Annotated in this window: 18 protein-coding genes; 5 read left to right on the top strand and 13 right to left on the bottom strand. The window is 56.1% G+C overall.

Translation table 11 applies throughout. The features are described 5' to 3' along the window. The first annotated feature begins 130 nt into the window (after positions 1-130). On the top strand, positions 131-1327 hold the full coding sequence (locus DL346_RS11095) for a LacI family DNA-binding transcriptional regulator (RefSeq protein WP_112882191.1): 1197 nt from the start codon (positions 131-133) through the stop codon (positions 1325-1327). Between the two features lie 49 nt (positions 1328-1376). Here DL346_RS11095 and DL346_RS11100 read toward each other — a convergent pair whose 3' ends face one another. The 7 genes from DL346_RS11100 to DL346_RS11130 form a co-directional block, all read right to left on the bottom strand. Next, positions 1377-2477, bottom strand: a complete 1101-nt coding sequence (locus tag DL346_RS11100; protein ID WP_112882192.1) for a Gfo/Idh/MocA family protein — start codon at positions 2475-2477, stop codon at positions 1377-1379. Between the two features lie 7 nt (positions 2478-2484). Further along, entirely contained in the window at positions 2485-3531 is a 1047-nt protein-coding gene (locus DL346_RS11105) for a Gfo/Idh/MocA family protein (RefSeq protein WP_112882193.1), read from the bottom strand. 6 nt (positions 3532-3537) lie between these two features. Next, positions 3538-4425 carry a sugar phosphate isomerase/epimerase family protein gene (locus DL346_RS11110; protein ID WP_240633131.1) on the bottom strand — a complete coding sequence of 296 codons (888 nt, stop codon included), beginning with the start codon at positions 4423-4425 and terminating at the stop codon, positions 3538-3540. Between the two features lie 67 nt (positions 4426-4492). Beyond that, a complete protein-coding gene (locus DL346_RS11115; RefSeq protein WP_112883069.1) occupies positions 4493-5668 on the bottom strand; it encodes an N-acetylglucosamine-6-phosphate deacetylase in 1176 nt (391 codons plus the stop codon). Between the two features lie 6 nt (positions 5669-5674). Continuing rightward, entirely contained in the window at positions 5675-6418 is a 744-nt protein-coding gene (locus DL346_RS11120) for a glucosamine-6-phosphate deaminase (RefSeq protein WP_112882194.1), read from the bottom strand. A gap of 16 nt (positions 6419-6434) precedes the next feature. Then, complete coding sequence (locus tag DL346_RS11125) at positions 6435-7646, bottom strand: Gfo/Idh/MocA family protein (RefSeq protein ID WP_112882195.1); 1212 nt, start codon at positions 7644-7646, stop codon at positions 6435-6437. A gap of 18 nt (positions 7647-7664) precedes the next feature. Next, positions 7665-8840: a GNAT family N-acetyltransferase gene (locus tag DL346_RS11130; RefSeq protein ID WP_112882196.1), complete on the bottom strand. Its 1176-nt coding sequence runs from the start codon at positions 8838-8840 to the stop codon at positions 7665-7667. 310 nt (positions 8841-9150) lie between these two features. On the opposite strand from DL346_RS11130, the gene DL346_RS11135 reads away from it, so the two are divergent. Then, a complete protein-coding gene (locus DL346_RS11135; RefSeq protein WP_165822472.1) occupies positions 9151-11319 on the top strand; it encodes a helix-turn-helix domain-containing protein in 2169 nt (722 codons plus the stop codon). An 8-nt stretch (positions 11320-11327) separates the two neighbouring features. Here DL346_RS11135 and DL346_RS11140 read toward each other — a convergent pair whose 3' ends face one another. The 6 genes from DL346_RS11140 to DL346_RS11165 form a co-directional block, all read right to left on the bottom strand. Next, positions 11328-12287, bottom strand: a complete 960-nt coding sequence (locus tag DL346_RS11140) for a PLP-dependent cysteine synthase family protein (RefSeq protein WP_112882198.1) — start codon at positions 12285-12287, stop codon at positions 11328-11330. Then, positions 12284-14275 (bottom strand): alpha/beta hydrolase family protein, encoded by a 1992-nt coding sequence (locus DL346_RS11145; protein WP_112882199.1) that lies wholly within the window; start codon positions 14273-14275, stop codon positions 12284-12286. The genes DL346_RS11140 and DL346_RS11145 overlap by 4 nt, the downstream gene beginning before the upstream one ends. Positions 14276-14360: 85 nt before the next feature. After that, positions 14361-16004, bottom strand: a complete 1644-nt coding sequence (locus tag DL346_RS11150; RefSeq protein ID WP_112882200.1) for an extracellular solute-binding protein — start codon at positions 16002-16004, stop codon at positions 14361-14363. Between the two features lie 67 nt (positions 16005-16071). Further along, positions 16072-16959, bottom strand: a complete 888-nt coding sequence (locus DL346_RS11155; RefSeq protein WP_112882201.1) for a carbohydrate ABC transporter permease — start codon at positions 16957-16959, stop codon at positions 16072-16074. A 22-nt stretch (positions 16960-16981) separates the two neighbouring features. Next, on the bottom strand, positions 16982-17944 hold the full coding sequence (locus tag DL346_RS11160; protein WP_112882202.1) for an ABC transporter permease: 963 nt from the start codon (positions 17942-17944) through the stop codon (positions 16982-16984). Positions 17945-17980: 36 nt separating this feature from the next. Further along, entirely contained in the window at positions 17981-18784 is an 804-nt protein-coding gene (locus DL346_RS11165; RefSeq protein ID WP_112882203.1) for a sugar phosphate isomerase/epimerase family protein, read from the bottom strand. Between the two features lie 251 nt (positions 18785-19035). Here DL346_RS11165 and DL346_RS11170 point away from each other — a divergent pair, with 251 nt between their 5' ends. The 3 genes from DL346_RS11170 to DL346_RS11180 are packed head-to-tail and all read left to right on the top strand — an operon-like array spanning position 19036 to position 22751. Continuing rightward, the gene (locus DL346_RS11170) at positions 19036-20808 is read left to right on the top strand and encodes a DUF4091 domain-containing protein (RefSeq protein ID WP_112882204.1); all 1773 of its coding nucleotides are present in this window, start codon (positions 19036-19038) and stop codon (positions 20806-20808) included. A gap of 24 nt (positions 20809-20832) precedes the next feature. Further along, entirely contained in the window at positions 20833-21783 is a 951-nt protein-coding gene (locus tag DL346_RS11175; protein ID WP_112882205.1) for a carbohydrate kinase family protein, read from the top strand. Beyond that, positions 21780-22751 (top strand): 1-phosphofructokinase family hexose kinase, encoded by a 972-nt coding sequence (locus DL346_RS11180; RefSeq protein ID WP_112882206.1) that lies wholly within the window; start codon positions 21780-21782, stop codon positions 22749-22751. Before DL346_RS11175 ends, DL346_RS11180 begins: the two co-directional genes overlap by 4 nt. The last annotated feature ends 194 nt before the right edge of the window (positions 22752-22945 follow it).

A 22945-nucleotide genomic window follows, 5' to 3' on the forward strand; every position in this document is an offset into this window, starting at 1 on the left:
GCCAACCTGCATCATTCATCTGAGTTTGCTAGAATGATATAATTATTTTTGGCAACGTTGCCATTTTGGCTGAAGAAAAAAACTCACTGCACATTTCCTAGGCCAATCGGCTGCAATCTTGCCAGAGGAAATGGTTTGTAAGCCCTTTCGCCAATATTATCGTATTGCAAAACGTACTGTCAACCTGATTCAGACGAAATTTATCAATCTTTTACCTAGTATTTTGCGTCCAAATTCATTAAAATCTTTTGTATGGCATCGTTATCATTTTAAGTTTGGCATTGCCGAGGAGGAAAGCAAGATTAAAAAACCAACCATACACGATGTCGCTGAAAAAGCGAAAGTGACGCCCTCCACCGTATCGCGGGTTATGAACGGCTCCACCCTTGTCAAGCCGAAGACCAGGGAACGCGTGCTGGATGCCGTCCAAAGCCTAGGCTACGTTCCAAATAAAACAGCCCGCATGTTCAAATCCGGCAAGAGCGGCATTCTTGGACTTGTCGTCAGCGCTCAGCATATTAGCGAGCTCATCTATAACGCCGGCTTTCAAGCGCTGTTTAAAGCATTAGCCGAGAAAGCGCACGCCGAGGGTTACAACATCTTGATCATCACGTCGGCCAATGCCGACTCCGAATCGTTCTTCGATGTCATCAAGAACCAAGCCGCCGACGGTTTTATCATTCTAAGCCCGTCCGGCAGCGATACGCTGGCCTCGAAGCTCGATGAAGCAGGCATCCCTTACGTGTTCAACATGAGATATTCGAACAATCCCGAGGACATCTATTATGCGTCCTATGACGATGTCGAGGCTGGATATGTGGCGGCCAAATATTTGCTGGATCTGAATCACACCGACATCCGTTTTATCGTAGGCAGCATCAAGGGCCAGGTCATTTCCTTCAACAGTGAAAGAATGAATGGCGTTATGAAAGCGTTCGACGAGTATGGCATCCCGTTTCATGAAGAGCTCATCATCCGGATTCCGGGCCAAATGGATGAAAGCTATGCCGGGATCCATCAGCTGCTTCAAACGCAGAAGCCGTCGGCGCTTCTGATTTCCAATGAAATTACGACCGTAGCCGCGCTAAATTACTTTTACGATTATGGCTACCGGATACCGCAGGATATTTCGGTGATCGGGTTTGGCCCCGCGGAGTTCTACCGCAAGCTTCGCCCGAACTTGACCAGCGTCAGCTTCGATATCGCTTGGTCAAGCGGCAAGATCGTCGACATGCTGCTGCAGCGCATCGAGGGCGTGCCGGTGATTCCGGAGCCGCCTAAAAAGCCGGAGCTAATTATCCGGGAAAGCACGGCCCGGAAAGGATAAACCAAGGGGATGCGGAGCGCTGTAAACGCTCTGCATCCCCTTTTGTCAGCTATCCCCGAACAGGCTCTGAATTCTGCCGGTAGATGTGAGGGTTTTGCCGCCTGCATGCTTCGATTACAGCCAGCTGTCTGCGGACTTGCTGCGGTGTAATTTCGAGCGGGTCACCGTCTACGATCGTGCGGTGCAGCATAAAATACAGCTGCTCGGCCATATACGGATACTCATCTTTACCGTTTGGCAGTGCAAGCTCCCACTTGTCCGAGTGCCAGGTGAGCGTTTCGCGGCAATAGGAGGGCAGGCCATTCTTGTCGACCAGCGGCTCTGTAATCAGTTGCTGGGCGGGCGCTTCCTCCGGCTTGAAATACCGCCATTCCAGCCGCTCGTTATTGCCCCGCAAGCCCCCATTCGTTCCTTGAATAACGAACATGTCGCCCGGGAATACGCTGCAGGAAGATACCTCAATATCAACGGTTGGCCGCCCTTGGCCTTGAAGCAGGATTTTCACATAGTCTTCCGCATCGCCGAACGTATTGGCCCGCTCCATGACGCACGCGATGTCAGGCATCGCATCGCTGCCGAAAAGCTGAAGCGCTTGATCGATCACATGCGAGCCCAAATTGAGCAGGCTGCCGCCGTTGTTGCGCTGAAGGGTCTGCCAATCCCATCTGCGCGCAAACCGGCTGCTCGTGAAATCCATTTGCACGATGCGGCCTAACACGCCGCTCTCGATCACTTCGCGAATGCGCACATAAGCCGGCAAATAACGGGATTGCTGAAACACCGCAAGCAGCTTGCCGTTTCGCTCCGAGGCCTCGATCAGCTGGTCGACTTCCTCAGCTGTCCGGGCCAGCGGTTTTTCGCACAGCACATTCAAGCCCCTGTTCAGAAGCTCCAGCGAAATCGGAACATGCTGGTGGCTTGGGGAAGCGTTCACGACGAGATCCAGCTCCTCGTTCGCGACCATCTCCTGCCAAGTCGCATACGCCTTGCAGCCGAACTCCTTCTCCGCAAGCTGCTGCCGCTCCGGGAGCGAATCGGCGATCGCAGCAATTTGATAATGATCCGGCAATTGGGCAAGCGTCAGCCCGTGGATATCCCTTCCGCTTCGGCCTTGACCGATAATGCCGACCTTTAGAATGGTTTGGCCCATATTCGTATCATTCTCCTTCGTCTAATAGAATCGAGTGAGATTCAATGCGGATTTCCCTTTCGGCAGCAGAACTCTCATAGACCGCTTCAATGAGCTGGACGGCTCTGAATCCGTCCTCGCCCGTCACGTTCGGCGGACTTCCGGATTCGATGGCGTGCATCACGTTCTGAAGCTGCAGCTGATGATAGTGATGGCTGATGCTGCGCGGATCCGATACGCCGCCGTAGGCAGGCGATGACCCGAATGAAGGCGGAGCTTCGTAACCGGGAACCGACCAATGGACGATATCCGAGCCCGCGAGCTTAATTGTCCCTCCCGAACCGTACAAGCGAATGGCGGCCGGAAATCCGGGACTAATGCTGGTGGAAGCCATGATCGTACCAAGGGCCCCGCTCTTGAACTGAACGATCGCCACGCCCAAATCCTCCGCTTCCATGCGATGCGTTGCGGTCACCGTTCGTCCGTACACGGAGCTGGCTTCTCCTGCGAACCATAGCAGCAGATCGATCGAATGAATGCCTTGATTCATGAGCGCCCCGCCGTCCTCGGCGATCGTCCCTCGCCATGGCGCGCTGTCATAATACCCCTGCGACCTGTAAAATGGCACTTCCACCTCGGCGAGCAGCAGCTTCCCGAGCCGTCCCTCTGCGATGATGCGCTTCACTTCGAGGTGCAGCGGTTCAAACCTGCGCTGCGATATGACGGACAGCGTGAGCGCCCGCTCTTCCGCCATCCGGCACAGCTCCGCCGCTTCCGCGGCACGCATCGCGACCGGCTTCTCGATCACGACATGCTTGCCTGCCGCGAGCGCAGCGCAGCCGATGCGGTAATGGCTGCCGCTCGAGGCGGTGACGCAAACGATATCGACGTCTTCCCTCCGCAGCAGTTCCATATAGTCCCCTGTCCAAGTGCAGCCTTCCCGCTCCGCGACGGCCTGCGCCTTTGCGGCGGTCCGGCTGGAGACGACCGTCAAGCTAGCGCCGGCCAGCCCGCGGATCGCTTCGATATGAAAATCCGCGATCGTCCCGCAGCCTATGATCCCGAAACGCCACAAACGTCATCACCTCGTTTCAGAGTGGAGCTGATCAAGCAGGGCAAACAGCCCATCGAGCGACATCGCTGTCCCTTCCATAGCCGTACCGCCTTTCGGGACAAAATGCGTCTCGACGGTAAATAGACCGGTGTAGCCATCGTCTTGCAAAGCCCTAAACTGCTTGGCATAAGGCACGCTGCCCGATCCGATCGGGACCGCTCGGGGCTTGCCTTCCGCATCCGGCTGCACATCCTTCAAGTGCACATGGGCGAGCATGCCGCGAACTGCCGCATAACCGTCCGGGAAGCAAGGCCGGTTGCCGTACTGCTCATTGCCAGGATCCCACAGAACGCGTAGCGCAGGGGAAGCTGCGGCTCGGACTAAACGGGCGACCTCTTCGGCAAAGCCCCCGTTGCAGGAAGGCTCGTTCTCCAGCAGGAGCAGCATGCCTCTGGCTTCCGCCAGCCGTGCGGCTCGCGTCAGCTGCCGCACGATCTCGGCTTCGAAGCGTACGATCGGCTCCCCCTCCCGCCAGAACGAGAAGATGCGGATACGGTTCGTCCCAAGCCGTTCCCCGAGCTCCATAGCGCGTTCCAGCATTGAGAAATGTTCATGGACGGATCGTTCCTCCTGGTTGAACCGGTCGCCCTCGGCGACCTGCCTTGACGCATCGAGCGCGCACTTGAAGACCGGAGACGCAATGCAGGAAACATACAGACCGCGCCTCTCTGCTTCCGCGCGAATATGGTCCGCTTCCTCATTGCTTAGCGCGAGCACGTTTCTGCCGTCTACCGTACGAATTTCGACATGCTTCAGCCCCTTGGCTGCCGCAAAGTCCAGTGCGGCAACGATATCGGATGAAACCTCGTCCGTAATTACGCCTAATCGATCGTGAATGCTCTCCACTCCATCCATCAGCTCCTCTCATCCTGCTTCCGCGAGCGAGCGAACGAGCGGACCGGCTCGTCTTGGCACACAGATTTTACCGCGATGCCAGCTCCTCGCTCCAGACCGTCCGCCCGCCGACGACGGTCTGCCGAACGCGAATCCGGCTGCCCGCCTCCACGCAAAACAGCGTCAAATTCGCTCTCGCCCCCGCCCGCAGGCTTCCCAAGCCCGGCCATCCCATCGCTTCCGCCGGGCGCTTCGTGACCGCATCGATGGCATCCTTCAAGGAGATGCCGCCGAGCTTCATTGCATTCTCGATGCCGCAGACAAGCGGCTGGGCGGAGCCGGCCAATATGCGCGGATCGGCAGCGGTTTGCAGCCTTCCATTGGCAAGCAGCTCGACCTCATGCCCGATCGCGCTGCGGTAGCGGCCTGGCGGCATGCCGCCGAACATGACGCTGTCGCTCACGAGAATGAAGCGGTTTTGCTTCGCCCGAAGCATCGATTTAAGCGCGGAAGCGCCCAAATGATGTCCGTCCGCGATAAACATCGCCGTCAAAGCATCCTCCGCCAGCTGCTCCCAAATATAGTTCGGATGCCGCGGCAGCACCGGATGCGCGCCGTTGCCAAGATGCGTCGACATCGCGGCGCCTGCGGCAACCGCTTGCTGCAGCTGCTCCGGGTTAGCCATCGTATGGCCGATGCTGACCTTGACGCCTGTTTCGCAGAGCTCCCGGATGAACGGCGCAGCGCCTTCCTTCTCCGGCGCGACCGTGCACAGCGCGATTCTCCCGCCCGCCGCCTGCTGCCAATCCGCGAATTCGGCAGGATCGGGATTGCGAATATGCGCCCGATCATGCGCGCCGCGGGGTCCGTCTTCGGCCGACAAATACGGGCCCTCAAGATGGATGCCGGGGATGACCTCGGCAAGCAGCCCGTTATTCTCGCATGCGGCGTGAATAGCCCGCATCGCCTGACGGATGCGCGCCGCGCTGCCGGTTATGACGGTCGGACAGAAGGACGTCACGCCATGACTGAACAAGGCGTGCGCCACTTCGGCGATATCATGCTCCGTCGTCACGTCGCCGTTCAGGTCAAACCCGGCAAAGCCGTTGACCTGCAGGTCGATCCAGCCCGGAGAGATCCAAAGCTCATCTTCTCTCTCAACCGGCTCACTTGCAGGCAAGATAGATTGAATCACGCCATCCTCCGCTTCAATATGTACCCGCTCGCCCGAATCGCAGCGCCTTCCGGTCCATCGCGTTCGCATACCCATCTATTCCTTTACCGCCAATTCGGTTTGCGCGGCCGACTCACGATCCAGATAAAGCGTCCAATTCGAGTGCGTACGCAGCATAGTAGATGGCACATTAGGCGTGAGTTCGCTCGCCAGCGTAAGTCTGACCGCTTTCGCTTTCACCGCATGCGGAACGCAGGAGAGAATGACCTTGCTCTTTAAAATTTGACGGACGCTCATCGTGATCGCATGGGTCGGTACGTCCTCCAAGCCCGCAAACCAGCCTTCCCCGACCTGCTGGCGCTTGCAAGCCTCATCCAGCTCAACGACAATGTACGGTTCTTCCGTGTCAAAATCAGCCGGCGGATCATTAAAAGCAATATGAGCGTTCTCCCCGATGCCGATCATGGCCAGATCGATCGGAGCTTCGCGGATCGCCTCGTTCAGGCCCGCGATCGTCGCGCGGAGATCGCCTGAACCGTCGACAAGATGGTACCCGCCCAAATCGACCTGCCGAATGAACCGTTCCAGCAAATAAGCTTGAAAACTGGCGGGATGCGACGCTTCAATACCGGCATATTCATCAAGATGGAACATCTCGACCTTGCTCCAATCGACAGGCTGCATGACGAAAGACTTGAAAAATTCAAACTGCGAGGAGCCGGTCGACAGCAGCAGCCTCGCTCTCCCTTGGCGGTCGATGGCCCCCTGCAAAATAACCGCCGCATGAGCCGCCGCCTGCTCGCCCAATTGCTGCGCGTTTTCCAGAACATGTATGTCCATACCGTTCCCCATCCTTTCAAAATGTGTTCAGGTCCGCAATCCGGACCGGTTTGCCTTCCCGAATCGAACGGTTGGCGGCGAAGCCGACCGCGCAGGACAAAGCGCCGTCAAGGCTCGACGCCTGCCGGTCATCGGCCGCGCCGGTAAGCAGCGCGCGGAGCAGCCGCTCGTCACCGCCTCCATGGCCGCCGCCCTCGTCGGTCAACGGAATCTCCGTAACCGCGTTATTCCGTCCCACCACCCGCATGGTCTGTACGGTTTGACCGGCATACGGGCCTGTCGATCCATTCAAATATTCCGCTTCCAGCCTGCCCTTCGTGCCGGTGAAGACGATCCGAAATCCTTCATACGGGGCGTAAGCCGTTAACGAATAGCTCATCATCGCACCCCGCGCATACCGTACCGTCAAGCTGACGGTGTCCTCGATATCGATTTCGTCCGCAAAGACGCAGCCGTCCCGGTAATACCGGTCCTCTTCCTCGCAATCCGCATACAGCTCCTTATAGTTCCCTTCGCGGATATCGAGATGGAACTCGCAGCTCCCGGCATAATCGCACCCGAAGCAGCGCACGCCTCGTTCCTCTTGCGTCGGACCGTAATATCGGGTCGAACCGAAGGCATGCACCTCTATCGGCTCATCCGCGAGCACCCAATTGACGATATCGAAATGATGGGTCGACTTGTGGACGAGCAGCCCGCCGGAATTCGCCTTCTTGCGGTGCCACCTTCGGAAATAATCGGCGCCGTGCTTCGTATCCAGAAACCATTCGAAATGGACGTGCGTAATCGTGCCGAGCGAACCTTCGCCCGCCATTTCCTTCAATCGGCCCATAAACGGCATATAGCGCAAGTTAAACGTAACCGTCACCCGCTTGCCGGTTCGCCGCTCGGTTTCCAGAATAAGGCTGCACTTGTCTTCGTCGATCGTAAGCGGCTTCTCCGTGATGACATCGCATCCGGCTATCAGCGCTTGAACGATATAAGCGTGATGCGTGCTGTCGATGGAAGTGACGATCACAACGTCGGGCTTTGCCTCGGATAGCATCGCCGTAAAATCTTCATAGACAGGAAAATGGCCGCCGGCACGCGATCTCAGCAAAGCCGCGCGCCTGGCGTTCGTGTCATAGACACCGACGATTGTCGCCATTTCCGGATAATCCCGGCTCATCGGAACAGCGTACATATACGTTCCCCGATTGCCCGCACCTACGAAAGCATAGCTTCTCACCTAAGAACCGGCCTCCTCTTAGAAAAAGTCCGTCATAAACGAAATGCGCCGCGGCAAAGCCAGCTCCCATGCGGCAACGGCTTCCGCCGACCCGTCCAAGCGGCCTTGAAGGGCCAATTGCGCCGGGCGCTGGCAGCCTATCATCATGGTTGAGAACGTTTGGATCGTGCATCGGATTGCCTCCCGGCTCTTCACTTCGTCGTCTACTCGTGAAGCAGCTGCGGTTCCATCCGCATTCACGGAAATTTCCCAGAGGCCGCTGTTCCAAGCGGCATGCTCGTCATCGAGCATGATGTGCAGGCGGCTCGCCGGCGAACCGTCGAACCGGTACCGCTTCACGAAAGCCGCGGCATCGACGACGCGTACCATGAAATTCGCGTGCACTTCATGCTGGAGGTTAGGTTCGGACAACGCGAACAGAAACGGATCATCGCATGGCGCGGTGAATTTCAGCCTCGACACGACCGAATCATGATTGCCGATGAATTGCCATAAGCCGTTTCGGCTATCATTGTCCAGATAGACAAGCTCGTGGATCGTCATGAACCGGTCTTTCATGTCATAGAGCATATAACCGCTCGGTTCCCCGCCGCCATGCGGATAATAGACGGCCAAGCTGCCAAGCTTCCGCTTGAAGACATGGCGCAGCCACCAGTTCTCCTCCCGCTGCAGCATGCCATTATACCGCTTTGCATACGAGTCATAGACGATATCGGCTTGCGCCCAATCCGACGCATGAAGCCTTTTCACCGTGCCTAAAGGCGCTTGGCACTTCGGCACGGCGCTCATCTCAAGCGTATACGCGCTCTGCGTCGAGAAGTACTCCCAACCGTATTTCCGGTAGAATCCGTATAAGAATGGATTCAGCATCGAAACGGATTGTCCTGCTGCGCGCATCGAATTCAAGCTTCGGACGAGCAGCTTGCCGACCATCCCCTGCCTGCGCATTTCCGGATAGGAAGCCACATGGGCAATGCCGCCCATCTCCATGACTTCTCCCTGCACATAGATCCGAAGCGGCAATACAGCCAGCTGCGCTGCCAGCTGCTCCTCAACATAGAATCCCAGATAGTGCTCCATGTTCATTTTCGAAAGGCGGTCCTGAATGTCGCTCTCCGTGAATCGGACGGCAAAAGCGGCCTGCGTCAAATCGAGCGATTGCCGGGCTTCCTCCTGCTTTATCGTTCTAATCATGCTACTCCCCCTCTTGCTTCCTTTGCCGTTCACGTCTCCATGCCCTCACTATAACGAATCGCCGCACCGCCTGAAACGGGCAGTATTTGTTATCGTTCATTTAATTTGCAATACCCAAAAAAACTGTGAAGTTATGAAAATAAGACCATTGTTCAAACACCGTCTATTAATTAATATAGATGTAAATAGGCTTGAAAACAGACCACGACGAGAAAGGGTTGTTTTCATGAATCGGATTGCGACGCTTCTAAAGTTACCCTACGCTCGTATAAAATCTCCCTCTCTTTTCTTCTGGCTCCTGCTGAGCTACATGACGATCGTGATCCTGCTTGTTACATTCATTTTATATTCCGTTTTCTTCTACAAAGGCCAAATTAAAGATGAAGTCATCACCTACAATACCGTCAATTTGAAAAACACGATCGACAGTTACGAGGCCAATATCAGCCTGATCCAGAATTCCGTCCTATCCTTTTCCATGAACGAAAAAATCGCCGCCCTGGACAAGCCGAATTTCGATTATGCGGCCGGCAGCAAGCTGATCGACGAGCTTCAAGTTTTCCTTATGAACCAATCTCTCTACCTCGAGAATATGATCGTCTACTTCAAGAAAAGCAACGTGACCATTGAAAAATCGCGCGGCGCCGACGCCGACGTCATGTTTCAGCGCTATTTTGCCAGCGCGGACTATTCCTACGACTTTTGGAGAGCGCAATTCGATAACCTGTATGTAACGCGCATCCTGCCCTCCTCCATATTTTCCGAATATGACTATTCGAACAAGAAGATTACAAGGCAGCTCATTCCGATTATCATTAAGAACCAGACTAATCCGTCCGTCCTCATCATCGCTCTTGCGGATGCGAAGAAGATGTACATGGCGTTTCACCAATCCATCACGGATGATTTCTATATCGTGGACGATGTACAGCGGCCTTATTTCGTAAGCGGCGACGAGGTACACGAAGCATTCCCGGTCTTCGACGTGAATGCCAGTTTCTTGAGGGATGGAAGCAATTATTACTTCTATAAGAAGGGCCAAAGCAGCAGGCTGACCTACGTGAACGTCATTCCGGACGATACCATCTCGCAGATGAAATGGAACATCAACTTTGTCATGCTGCTCGTGCTGGCCGTCCTGATCAGCATCCTTGCCTCTTTCCTGTTCAGCTTGCGGCTGAACCGCCCGGTCAAGCAGCTGGTGCAGGCAATCGGGCAGCTGACGACCGGTTTCCCCTGGCACAAGAACAGCGCAATCAAGGAATTTGCCATCATCCAGGAGAAGGTCCGCCACCTGCTCGATTCCAATTATGACATCAGCCAAAACCTCGAGGAGAAGAATTCCCTGCTGCGCCATTACGCTTATATCAATCAATTGAAGAACATCCGGAACAACGCCAGCTTCCTAAAAGATTTGATCAAGAGCAACCAGCCCTACCGGATCGTGCTATTCAAGCTAACCTTCCGGCCGCAGCTGCTGGAGGAAATCGATGATGACGAGGAACGCGCAACCTTATTCATTAGTGCTTATATCAATAAAATCTTGACCGAGAAGTATCCGGAATCGCTCACGTTCCAGCTCGAAAGCGATCAGCTGCTGTCCGTTATCTATTCCGGCGATGCCGAGCTTAGCTTGGACGAAACGCTGGAAGGGTTCAAAATCGTGCTCGATCTGGACCGTGCCTACTGCTTCTCGACGATAGCGGTCAGCGACCGGTACGAGCATCCGGACGAGTTCAAGCTGTCATTCGAGCAGGTCAAATCGCTTCTTCAGCACCGGAAATTCAACGACATGAATCAAGTGCTGCGCGAGAATGCCAATCCGAGGCTGGCGAATTATTATTTGATGCCCGCCCAGGAAGAAGAGCTTAATGCTTGTATGACCAACGGGAATGAGTCGCAAGTGATGCAGTTCATACATCGCGAGCTTGCGGCGCTTCGGAAGCGGGAATCGACCGAGAATGAGGTGCAGAGCTTCGTAAGCTGCATCGTAGACCGGACCAAACGGGCTTTTATCGTCAATCAGCTCGATTCGGAGCTGCTCCAGACGATGCAAGCCCGCCTGCAGCACTGTCATACGTTCGACGAGTTGGAGCTGCTGTTCGAAGAATGGCTGCCGCGGTTGACGGATTTGATCAAGAGCAAGAAAGAGAAGAAGGATCATATTACGAGCTTCGTGTTTGAGTATTTGGAGCAGCACTATGCCAATGATATTACGCTCGATATGATGGCCGACAAGCTAAACATAACGCGCAGCTATCTGTCCACGTATTTCAAAGAGAAGACCGGCACCTATTTCGTCGATTATGTTAATTTAATCCGGATAAGCCGGGCGAAGGAGCTGCTCTCCCGCTCGGACGTCAAAATCCAGGACGCCGCCGCCCGGGTCGGTTACCAGAACATTAACTCGTTCAACCGGATGTTCAAAAAATTTACGGGCGTTACACCAAGCGAGTTCCGCAAGGTGGAACGGGTCTAGCCTAGGGCTTATTCGTACAAATCGGTGCTTAAGTACTTAAGACCGGAATCGTTGATGGTGAGCGCGATCCGGGCGCCGCGCTCCCGTTCGCGCAGCAGCCGCAGCGCCGCGGCGACGTTAGCGCCCGAGGAGAAGCCGGCGAAAATGCCTTCCTTGCGGGCTAACTCCCTTGTCGCCTCAATGGCTTCTTCATCCGATACGGTCAAATAATCGGTAGCATCCTCCTTATCCAGCAGCGGCAGCTTCATGCTGTACCCGCCGCCCTGGATACGGTGATTCGGATTCGTAACCGGCTGCCCGGCAAGATACGGTGCGGTTTCAGGCTCAACGACATAGCAGCGGATAGCTGGATTGCAGCGTTTCAACGCCTTGGCGCATCCAGCGAACGTGCCTCCGCTTCCGGCGAAGTCGACGAATACGTCGATTTCGCCTTTTGTTTGCTCCCACATTTCCATGGCCGTGTAGTATTCATGGGCATGCGTGTTGCCGAGGCGCTCGAATTGATCCGCGCGGAACGCCCCTTTCTCGCGAACGAGACGCTGCGCCTCCGCTTCCACTATCGCTAGACTATCGCCCGACACCTGCCCCGGTACCGAGCCCGGCGCCTGGTCCACCAGCACGACTTCTGCGCCGAGCGCCATCATCATGCGCGCACGCTCATAGGAATTGCCTTTGGACATGACCGCAACAAACGGATATCCCTTCACCGCGCAAACGATGGCAAGACCGGTGCCGGTATTGCCGCTAGTCAGCTCGACGACCGTCTGCCCCGGCAGCAGGCTGCCGTCCCTTTCGGCTTCCTCAATGATTTGCAAGGCGATCCGATCCTTCTTGCTGAAGCCGGGATTGAGGTACTCCAGCTTGGCATAGATCGCGCCTTCGAAGCCGGCTGTCAGCCTCGAGAGACGTACCATCGGCGTATTGCCGATCGCTTGGTGAACTCCGCTCAACAGTTGTTGTCCCCTCATCGGTTCCATGTACCTCCATGCTGCGTAGTGACTGTCTTTTTCATCGGATCCAGCCAGCTCTCAACGAAGACGTTGCCCGGCTGCAAGACTTGAACCAGATCGGGAATGTCGAAGGCGCAAAGCAGTCCAGGAACGATGATGCCTGATTCATACCGGTGTCCTTTAGCTTCCGCAAACGCTCGGAAGCTCTCGAGCAAGCCCGCAACGCGCAGCCTGTGAATGCCGCCCGTCAACACGGCAGCATACAACGCGGTTAGCGCATGCTCTTCCTCCCCGTATAGGGTGATCTCCGCCTTTTCGAAGCCGCGTAACTGTTTCAAACCGCTGATCGCGGCGAGCGCATCGGCGACCCGCATGCCTTGCAGCGATCGGCCCAGCATCCGGGCGTTGTAGCCGCTGGCATTTTCAGGCTCGAACATGCCGAAGGTACATTCCTTCTCCATTGCCGCAGGCCCTGAGCCGCGCGGATGAATCGTAAACACCGCGTCATACCCGGCCTCCCGGGCTTGTTCAAGGCCCTTCTCGCTCATGCCGCCGACCGCTAGGCAAATCCGGGCCGTACCCCGATCCGTCGTGAAACGATGCAAGGAGCCGGAAATGCGCATGCCCTCCTCGGACTCGAAAGCAATACCGCCATTTTCGTCGACGGCTAGCGGCGACAACCGCAAATCGCTGTCCAGAGGCAGCTGCAGCATCTCCTTCAGACGCTCCCGGACTTCTCCGGGCTCCAGCTTGGAAGGAAGCGACTGCAGATGCTCCCGGATGATTTGCTGCATCGTGCCGTCAGCTGCGAATTCGCTCGATGCCTCGCCTAACCCCATGCAAAGCAATTCCGTCTCCGTAGGCAGCCGTTCATAATCAATTGCCTTATCAGGCTGGTAGGCAACCTGGAACGTTCGGCAGAAGAAACGAAGCACCTGTTCCCGCATATCGTGCCAGAAGCCGTGGCCTTTCATCGATACGTACAGCTCCAATAGCTCTTCCGCTTCGAGCAGCCGGTACAGCTTCTTCGCTTCAATGAACGCATCGCGCAAGCCGTCGATCGGGAAGAAATCGAACATGGCCGCGCCGATCAGATACGGCTTCGGCGCTGCGGCCGTCACGAGATCGCTGTGATCGAGTCCGCGCTGCATGAAGCCGGGCAAGCATTGCTCCGCGTCTTGCGCCATGATGCGGTACAACAGCGAGCGAAGCTCGGTAATGTAGCAGCACGGCGCAACCGCCTGGATTCGGTCGTCATAGGCCCCCATATACGCCGACATCGTGCCGCCGCCGGAATTGCCGGTCACGCCGATCCGCGTCGCGTCCACCTCAGGTCTCGAAAGCAAATACGACAGCGCGGCGATATTATCGCGCATCATGTGGGCGCCAAGATGCTCGCCCAGCAAACTAAGCTTTTGATCCAGGAAGCAGTGGGCGGCCACCGGGTCCATCCATGCCCCATCTCCGCTCCCGCCCGCTTGCGGAACCCGCCTCTCCCCCTGCCCGATCGGGTCGAACGTCAATACGCAGAAGCCGTTCATAACCGCTTCAACGCAGAACGACACATAAGAACCATACGCTTTCCCTTCATTCGCGTGACCGCAGAACAGCAGGAGAGCCGGCAGCGGTCCGCTTCGCTGCTTCGGGTAATAGAAGCTGCCTGTTGCAAGTAGCCCCGCGACCGTTTCGATGCACACCTTGTCAATCAGGTAGATTCCCCGATCCAGCGTTCCGGTTACAAAAGCACTGCCGCCGGCTTCTTCCGGGAGCGGACCGACGGACGCGCGGAAGGCATCCCGAACCTGCTGCCGGTACGCCATCGCCGACGCTTTATCGTTCACCTGTTTTAGCGCAGACTTGCGTTTGACTAAATAATCGGCGTTCAGCCTATCCAGATAGCGCCGGAACGGATGGCTGTGAAACCGCTCGATATCCGGATAATCGTCGATGTAGGACAGCTCTCGCCGCCGATTGGCCTGCTCTTCCTGCAAGGAGAATGTACGCATAGCCAGCTCCTTTCGTCTTGTCGCTTCAATACGTCCTATGTAAAGAAGGAGAGAGTTTCCTCTCTCCCTCACACCTTGGGACGGCCTATTTCCATTCGCCCGCGATTCCGTTTTCGTCCAGCAGTTTGTTGACGTCGTCGATGATTTCCTGGCCGCCCGCGTTCAAATATTCCTCGACCATCTTATCCCAGTCGGCGATCGGCTCCTGACCGACAATCATCTTCGTTGTATGTTCGACAACAGCCTGATCCAACTCAGATACTTTCGCGTACAACAAGTCGGAGTGAATGCGGTTGACCGGGTCCAGATACGTCTTCGTCGTCTTCAGCAGATCGACCGCCGACTGCACGAACCCTTTCGTGAACGGATCCTGAAGCACCATCGCCGGCTGGGTGTCTTCATCCGTCGGCGCCCAGTACCGAATGCCGAAATACGTCGTAGGCATCTCGCTGAACGCGCCATCTATCGAGAGGGCAACGCCGTTCTCCATCGTGTACCCTTTGCCTACGCCGCCGTACTGCCAATCATACTCCGGATTTTGATCGTTGCGCTGATCGACCGGTATGAACGTCATGAAGTAGTTGATCATTTCTAGAATGCGATCGATCTTGTCCGGATCGTCTGCCATTTTCGCGTTTAAGCTGTGCAGCTCGTAAAAGCCCGACAGGCCGGTAAAGCCTTGCTGGCCGTCCTCTTGCACGAACGGAGGAATGACCGCGAGCTCCGCGCCCGGATTCGTTTCCTTCAGCGTCTTGAATCGCGTTTCGGAAATATCATACGGTTGTTCGTAGAAGATGCCGATTTTGCCGGCGAAGAAATCTTTGCGGGCGTCTGCCGACTTGGTGACGGCCCAGTCCTTGCTGATGGCTCCTTCTTGGTACAGATCGTGCAGCAGCGTCACTTGCTTTTTGAAGCCTTCGGAGATATTGCCCGGAATCAGCTGGCCATTCTCGTTCTTGTGATACCATCCGCTGTCCCACTCCGCGCCCATCCATGCACCGTAGACAATGGACTTTGCAAGGCCCAAACCGAGCGTATCGTTCTTGCCGTTCTTGTCCGGATCGTTCTTCGTGAAGGCGATCGCGACTTTCTTCAGTTCGTCATAGGTGGTTGGCATCGACAAGCCTAGATTGTTGAGCCAGTCTTGGCGGATGATCGGCTTCTTGCCATATTTTGAAGGGAAATAATTCGGAATCGCGTAAATCTTGCCGTCAACCGTAACGGCATCCCAGACGTTCTTCGGAATGTTCTTGATCGCATCGTACTTGTCGATGTAATCGTTCAGCGGGAGGAACGCGCCTTGTTTCGCCCATTTGACGAAGTTGGCATCGACTCCTTCCATGCCGATGACATCCGGCAGATCGCCGGCAGCCATGACGACCGGCAGCTTGTTCGCATATTCGTCATAAGGCACGAACTGCGTCTTAAGATCGACGTTGAACTTCTCATTGATCATCTTGGCGCCGTTTCCGTTCGGGTCCGGGAGCGGACTGGCCCATGTGCCTTGTATGGTGGAAATTTCGAGCTGCTTCTTTTCATCAGCCGCAGGCTGCTGGTTGGTTGCAGCCGGCTCGTTCTCGGTTGTCGCGGCCGGCGTATTGCTGGAGTCGGTCGTTTGAGCGGTGTTGGCAGGCTTGTTATTGCCGTTGTCGTTAGAGCCGCCGCATCCGGTAAGCCCGGTAATGATACTTGCGGCCGCTAACAGCGTCACGATTTTCTTCGTTTTCATGCTTAGCCCCTCCCTAGTATCCATCTTAATGGTATGCCGAATCTGGACGCAATTACAATCCTGCTTATTAACCCTTTACCGAGCCCAGCATCACCCCCTTGGCGAAATGCTTTTGCAGAAACGGATACACGATCAAAATCGGTATCGTCGCTAAAATGATGGCGGCCATGCCGATCGTCTCCGGCGGCGGCAAGTGTGCCGATCTCGCGGCATCGCGCGCGGCGCTTGCAAGGGTGTTGGCGGCGTCGTCCAGAATGACGATTTGTCTCAGGATGACCTGCACGGTCCATTTCGCCGGATCGTTCAAGTACAGGATCGCGTTAAAATAGGTGTTCCATTGGCCGACCGCGTAAAAGAGGCCGAAGGCGGCAAGCGCCGGTTTGGATAGCGGGAGAATGATGCGGGTGTAAATTTGCCAATCGTTCGCGCCGTCGATAACGGCGGCTTCGTTCAATTCCTCCGGAATGCTCATGAAGAACTGGCGCATGACGATGAGGTTGAAGGAACTGATGGCATCCGGAATGATAAGCGACCAATAGGAGTTGATCAGGCCCGTCGCTTTGACTATCAAGTAGGTCGGGATCATGCCCGCCCCGAAAATGAAAGTAAACAACACGAGGAACAGATAGAACCGTTGGCCCCACAGCCTTCTCGTCAGCGAGAAAGCCATCGTGGAGGTGAGCAGAAGGCTAACGAGAGCGCCGACGATCGTAATATACACCGTTACGCCGATGGATCGGATAAATTCCTTGGAGTCGAAAATGAACCGGTACGCGTCCAGCACCCAGGCTTTCGGGAACAGGAGCAACTCGGTATTCACGAACTCTTCATAGGAAGAGAACGAGACCGCGGTAATGTAATAGAACGGAAACAGCATCACAAGCGACAGCAGCAGCAGCAGCAACAGGTTGATTCCATCGGTGATCCGATCCGACAAGGTTCGCTTGATCGGCATGACTCGCCCACTCCTCCCTGATTTAGAATACCCCTTCTTCGCCGAACTTTTTGGCCAGCCGGTTCACAGCCAAGATTAGCACCAGGCCGACAAGCCCTTTGAACAACCCGACTGCCGTACCGAAGCTGAAGTCTGACTGCTGGATCCCTTTGAAGTAAACGAAAGTGTCGAGGACGTTGCCGACATCCATCGTGAACGGATTCAACATGAGGAAAATTTGCGTGAAGCCTGAATCAAGCACGCTGCCAAGCCGCAGGATCAATAGAATAATGATCGTGCCCCGAATCGCAGGGAGCGTAATATGCCACATCTGGCGCCACCGGCTCGCGCCATCCACAATGGCCGCTTCATAGAGAGTCGGATTAACGCCGGCGAGTGCAGCGAGGAAAATAATCGTGCCCCAGCCCGCTTCCTTCCAGATGACCTCGAGCACAATAAGCGGCATGAACCAACCCGGTTCCTGGAGGAACTGAATCGGTTCCATCCCGAAGACGAAGTGCAGCCCTTTGTTAACGATCCCCTCCGTCTTCAGGAAAATCGTCACGATGCCGACAACGACGACCCAGGAGAGGAAGTGGGGCAAATAGACGACCGATTGAATGAGGCGCTTCACCCGCTGATTCCTTACTTCATTCAGCATGAGCGCAAGGATGATCGGCACAGGGAATGCGAACAACGTTTGCAGGAAAAAAAGCCAGAGCGTGTTCCCGATGACCCGGACCACTTCCGCATCCTCGAAGATGCGCTTAAAATGCTTCAGGCCTACCCAATCGCTGTGCAGAAACCCTTTGAACGGGCTGTAATCCTCGAAGGCGATAATGTTGCCCAGCATGGGCACGTACCGGAACCAGATAAAGTAGACGAGTCCCGGAAGCAGAAGAAGAAATCCGTAGCGCTCCCGGAATAGCCTTGCGGCAAGAGACCTGGTCGGCGCTTTTTTGCTCTCGATCACCGTATTGCCGGCTTCCACGGATGTCGTAGACATGCAGTTTCTCCTCCCCGCTTTCGTATTGAGTGCGAACTACTCCTTGATATAGCGGATGAAATGAGGAAACGCGACTTCCGGCTCTTCGATCGACGGTACCCACCGCTTCTCCCATTCAAAGGACAACCAGCCCTCGTAGCCTTTCTCGGCGAGCAGCCTGACGCAATCGCGGATTGGAACGTCGCCTTCGCCGACCAGCGTGATTTGGCTATGCATTTCCGCGCCTTGCGTATCCTTGATATGCGCATGCTTGATGTAGCGCCCTAACCTTTCGTAGGTGACGCCAAGCGGCTCGCCGTCCCCGTACTTATAAGGATTGTTAATGTCCCACAATACGCCGAGCGCGCTGCTGCCGACCTGTTCGATCACCGCAAGCAACGTCCGGGAATCCGAGAAATCGCCGTGCGTTTCGATCAGCACGCTGACGCCGGTGCCTTCTGCATGGCGGCAAACCGCTTGCCAGCCTTGCGCAACCTGGGCGATCGTTTCCTCGCGGGCGTTTTTGTCGGGAATCGCATCCCCGAACACCCGTATGTATGGCACGCCTAGCTTGACCGCCAAATCCACCGCTGCCTTTCCTTCTTCGATCGAAGCTTCGAGCTTCGCCGGATCGTGAAAGACGCAGGACGTATCCAGGCAGATGATTTCAAGTCCGTATTCTATTAACTGCCGCTTGGACCGCTCGATATTGTCCGGCAGAAACGGCGTGCATTTGTGCAGCGCCATCTCTTGCTCGATACCTCGAATTTCGATGCCGTCGTACCCGAGCTCGGACGCTTCTTTTAAAATTCTCTCCCAGCTCCAAGCCGGGCACCCCAGCGTGGAAAATGCTATTTTCATAGACTCGCCTCCAATTTGTGTTCGCTTGCGTTGATTCCAATGTACAGTAAGCCCTATAGGAAATGAAACTGCTGCATTTTTCACTCGTTCATTTATTTTGCGCTGGCCGTAAAATTCGTGAAGGACTGAAAAAAGCGACTAGTTAAGGTACGGTAAATTCGTGAACCATCCGAAATTCCTACACTTTCGCTTTGGAGGGCTTAGGCGCACAATGGCTATAGCGGTTAAATTTTGAAGGAGTTGATTCCGAAATGGAGCTTTCGGTATGGGCAGTGAACGACGGCGAGAAGGTGTTGAAGGAGGACTTGGCGAATCCGAATAAAACCGGCAACAGCGTATGGGACGGCCGCACGATTCGGCTGTTCGGCGCCCGAAACGAGACGATCGCTTTTCAGGTCATCGTGGAGAACGGGGACGAGGAGGCCTCAAGCCTCTCTGTCGAGATGTCCGGGCTCGTCCATGCGGAGCATGAGGAAAGCCGGATCGAGAATGACGCTGCGCTCGACCCGGACCCGACTAACTATGTTGGCCGGCGAATCGAAGTGTTCACTCAGCATTATCTGTATGTCTCCCCTGATTTAGGAACGGCACCACAATGGTTCTATGCGGAATCCGCGCCTCCTCTCCACCGCTCCGGCTGGATTCCGGATGGGCTCATTCCCGCAAACGCCCGCCCTCGGCTTGGCGGCCAGCCTGTTCGCGTGTCCGCCCGATCCAATCAAGGCTTCTGGATCGATATCTATATTCCGCGCGAGGAGGCGTTGAAGCCGGGGATGTATAGCGGCTCCGTTACGGTGCGGTGCGGCGATGCGGTGGTTGCGAAGCTGCCGGTATCGCTTCAGCTTTATGACTTTGCGCTGCCGGACGAGAATCATTCGGTCACCTTCGTGTATGCAAGCGATGTGTCCGATTATTACCCGGATACGCCGGACATTCGGGACCGGTTCCGCCGCATGGCGCACCGGCACCGCTTCGACCTGGTCGGCTCCGACGTGCACATGAAGCCGTTCGATGCCGAGCTTCTCGCGCGGTACGCTCCGTATTTGGACGGATCGTTCTTTTCGAAGGAGAACGGCTATGAAGGACCCGGGGAACAAGTCGGCGAAGGCGTTTTTCCGATCGGCATGTACGGCGCCTCTGTTCTCGGACGTGAGCAGGAAGCCATGCAGCGCGAAGTCGATAAGTGGGTCCGGTACTTCGAGGAGCTGAATTGGCCCGGCGTCTATTTCAACTACTTGATCGACGAACCGCTTCCGGCAAAGTACGAGTGGATCCGGGAGCAAGCGGGCATTATTCATGGCTCCCCGGGCGCAGGCAATCGGCTGCCGCTCTTCACGACGCGGCGTTATACGCCGGAAATCGAAGATGCCATCGATATCTGGTGCGCGCATAAAATCGATCCGGAATCAATGGCACGCAGTCAAGAAACCGGAGAGAAGCTGTGGTTTTACAACGGCTATCGGCCCTATCACGGCTCGCTGATCCTCGAAGCGGAAGCGGTCGACATGCGGGTCAATTCGTGGCTGCGGTACCGTTATAGGATTGAAGGCTATTTCGTCTGGCATGGCACGCATTGGCGGCATAACCATCAAGGTCCGCGGGGACGCTGGCACCAGAACGTCTACAGTTATGCGGTCACCTTCATGTATGTCGCGAAGGATGAAGCGGCCTATTATGGCGAGGACGGCGTCCACTTCGGCAATGGCGACGGGATTCTGTTCTATCCCGGCCGCGAGCCGTTCTTCCGTGAGCAGGACCGCGGCATCGACGGGCCGATCAGCTCGATCCGCATGAAAAATCTGCGCCGCGGCATTCAGGACTACGAATATTTGTGGCTCGCAGCCCAGCGCGGCCATCAAGCAGCGGCGGACGCCATTGCGCGGGAGGCAGTGCCGATCGGCATGCACGAAACCGTTGCGGGCGGGCAGGCCTCCTGGTCTTCTTGCGGCAGCAAGTGGGACGACTACCGGAGGCAAGCGGCTGAATTGATCGCATCTTCAGCAATAGATGTTACAGCAAACTAAACGAGAAAACGGAGGCTGCAAACGATGTCGCTGGCATCTACCAAAAAAGTGATCGTCATCGGAGAGTTAAACGTAGATTTGATTTTCGCGGATTCGAACATTAAACCGGAACCGAACCGGGAGAAGCTGGTTCGCGAGTTCCGTCTGGCGCTCGGTTCGTCTTCGGCAATCGCGGCTGCCGGTTTAGCCGGGCTCGGATTCGACGTTTCGTTCGTCTCCATTGTCGGAGATGACGAGTTTGGCCGTTTCAGCGTTAGCGAGTTGATACGCCTGGGGGTGGACGTATCGCATGTAATCATAGACAGAACCGTTCAAACCGGCGTAACGCTATCGCTGACCGATGGAAGCGACCGTTCTCTCCTCACCTATATGGGGTCGATCGGCTCGGTTTCGCCTTCGATGATTCCGCCGGAGCTTATGCGCGAGGCGTCGCATGTGCATTTCGGCTCCTACTTTCTGCAAGAACAAATGCAGCCGCACTGGATCGAGGTGTTCAAGCTGGCGAAGGCGCAAGGACTGACCACCTCCTTCGATGCAGGCTGGGATCCAGCCGAGCATTGGGACCGTGAGCGGCTGGCTGCCCTGCTCGCCTACACCGATTGGTTCATCCCGAGCGAGGAGGAGGCATTGCGGATTTTTGAGGTCGGTTCGGTTGAGCAGCTGCCGGAGCGTCTGCCGTCTGCGCGCGGGGCTGTAATCGTGAAATGCGGCAGCGCGGGCTCGGTCGGCATCTTCGAAGGCGGGCGGATCGAGCATGCCCGGCCGTTCGCCGTTCAGCCGGTCGATACGACAGGCGCGGGCGACTCCTTCAATGCCGGCTTCATCGCTGCTAAGCTCCACGGTTTATCGGATCTCGAAGCGCTCGAATACGCGAATGCGTGCGGTGCGCTTTCCACGCTCGCCATAGGCGGCGCAGGCACTGTTACCTCAGAAGGCTTGGCGCGGTTTTGGCCGGAAGGACGGCAGCTTGCATGAACGATAATCAGAACGTAGAGCAATCATCAGGCATGTCTATCGTCTGCGTCTCCTTGAATAGCGCGATCGATAAACGGCTGCTCGTTCCCGGATTTCAGCCAGGCGCCGTGAACCGCGCCGTCCACGCTGACGCAACGGCAGGCGGCAAAGGATTGAATGTGGCCCGCGTCGCACAATCGTTAGGCGCTACCGTACTGGCGACCGGATTCGCGGGCGGCAGCAACGGGAGCTGGATCATGAACAAACTGCATGAGATCGGTTTGCCCCATCAGATGGTGCCGATTTCGCAGGAATCCCGGATATGTTTAAATATCATTGACGAGCTTACCGGTGGATCAACTGAGATTTTGGAGCCCGGGCCTGAAATCTCCCCCGAAGAGAAGGAACGCTTCCTCGCGCTATGGCGTACCCTCTGCCAGCCAGGCAGATGGCTCACGCTGTCCGGCAGTCTGCCGCGCGGACTTGGCGATTCATTCTATGCCCAGTTAGTCGCGGAGGCACGGAAGGCTGGGGCGAACGTTATACTGGATACGAGCGGCTCCGCACTGAAGCTTGGGATGCAATGCGGGCCTCATACGATAAAGCCGAATGAGGAGGAGTTCCGGCAATGCTTCGGCACCGATCCGCGCGACCATACGGCCGTGAGACAAGTGGCCGAGCAGCTCGGCGGTTATGGCGTGCAGTCGCTGCTAGTTTCGCTTGGACGCGAGGGCTGTCTAGCAGCCCGGCCAGACGGACGACTCTGGCTGGCCGTCCCCCCTGCCGTGGAAGCCGTCAATCCCGTCGGCAGCGGCGACTCCTTCGTCGCGGGCTGGACGGTCGCATGTTCGCGAGGGCTGGATGTCCCGGACGCTCTGCGCTGCGCGATTGCGGCGGGAACCGTCAACGCGATGTCGCCGAGTACCGGCCAGGTGAGCCGGGCGGACGCGGAAGCGATGATCGATCGCGTACAGGTCACGCCGATTTAGCAAAGCAAAAAGGCTGCCCCGGAACCATGTTGATGGTTAGGTGGCAGCCTATTTATTGCGGTTTCAACGTTCTGCTTGAACTGGAGCCAAATATGAAAAAGCTCATGCGTGCGACGCAGAAACTTTTTGCTTGCTTTTGGGTGGATGCAAGAGATCTACCAGACTCTAACGGTCATAAATGTCCGTTAGAGCCT

It is taken from the genome of Paenibacillus montanisoli, from assembly GCF_003268025.1.
GTDB classification, from domain to species: Bacteria; Bacillota; Bacilli; order Paenibacillales; family Paenibacillaceae; genus Paenibacillus_Z; species Paenibacillus_Z montanisoli.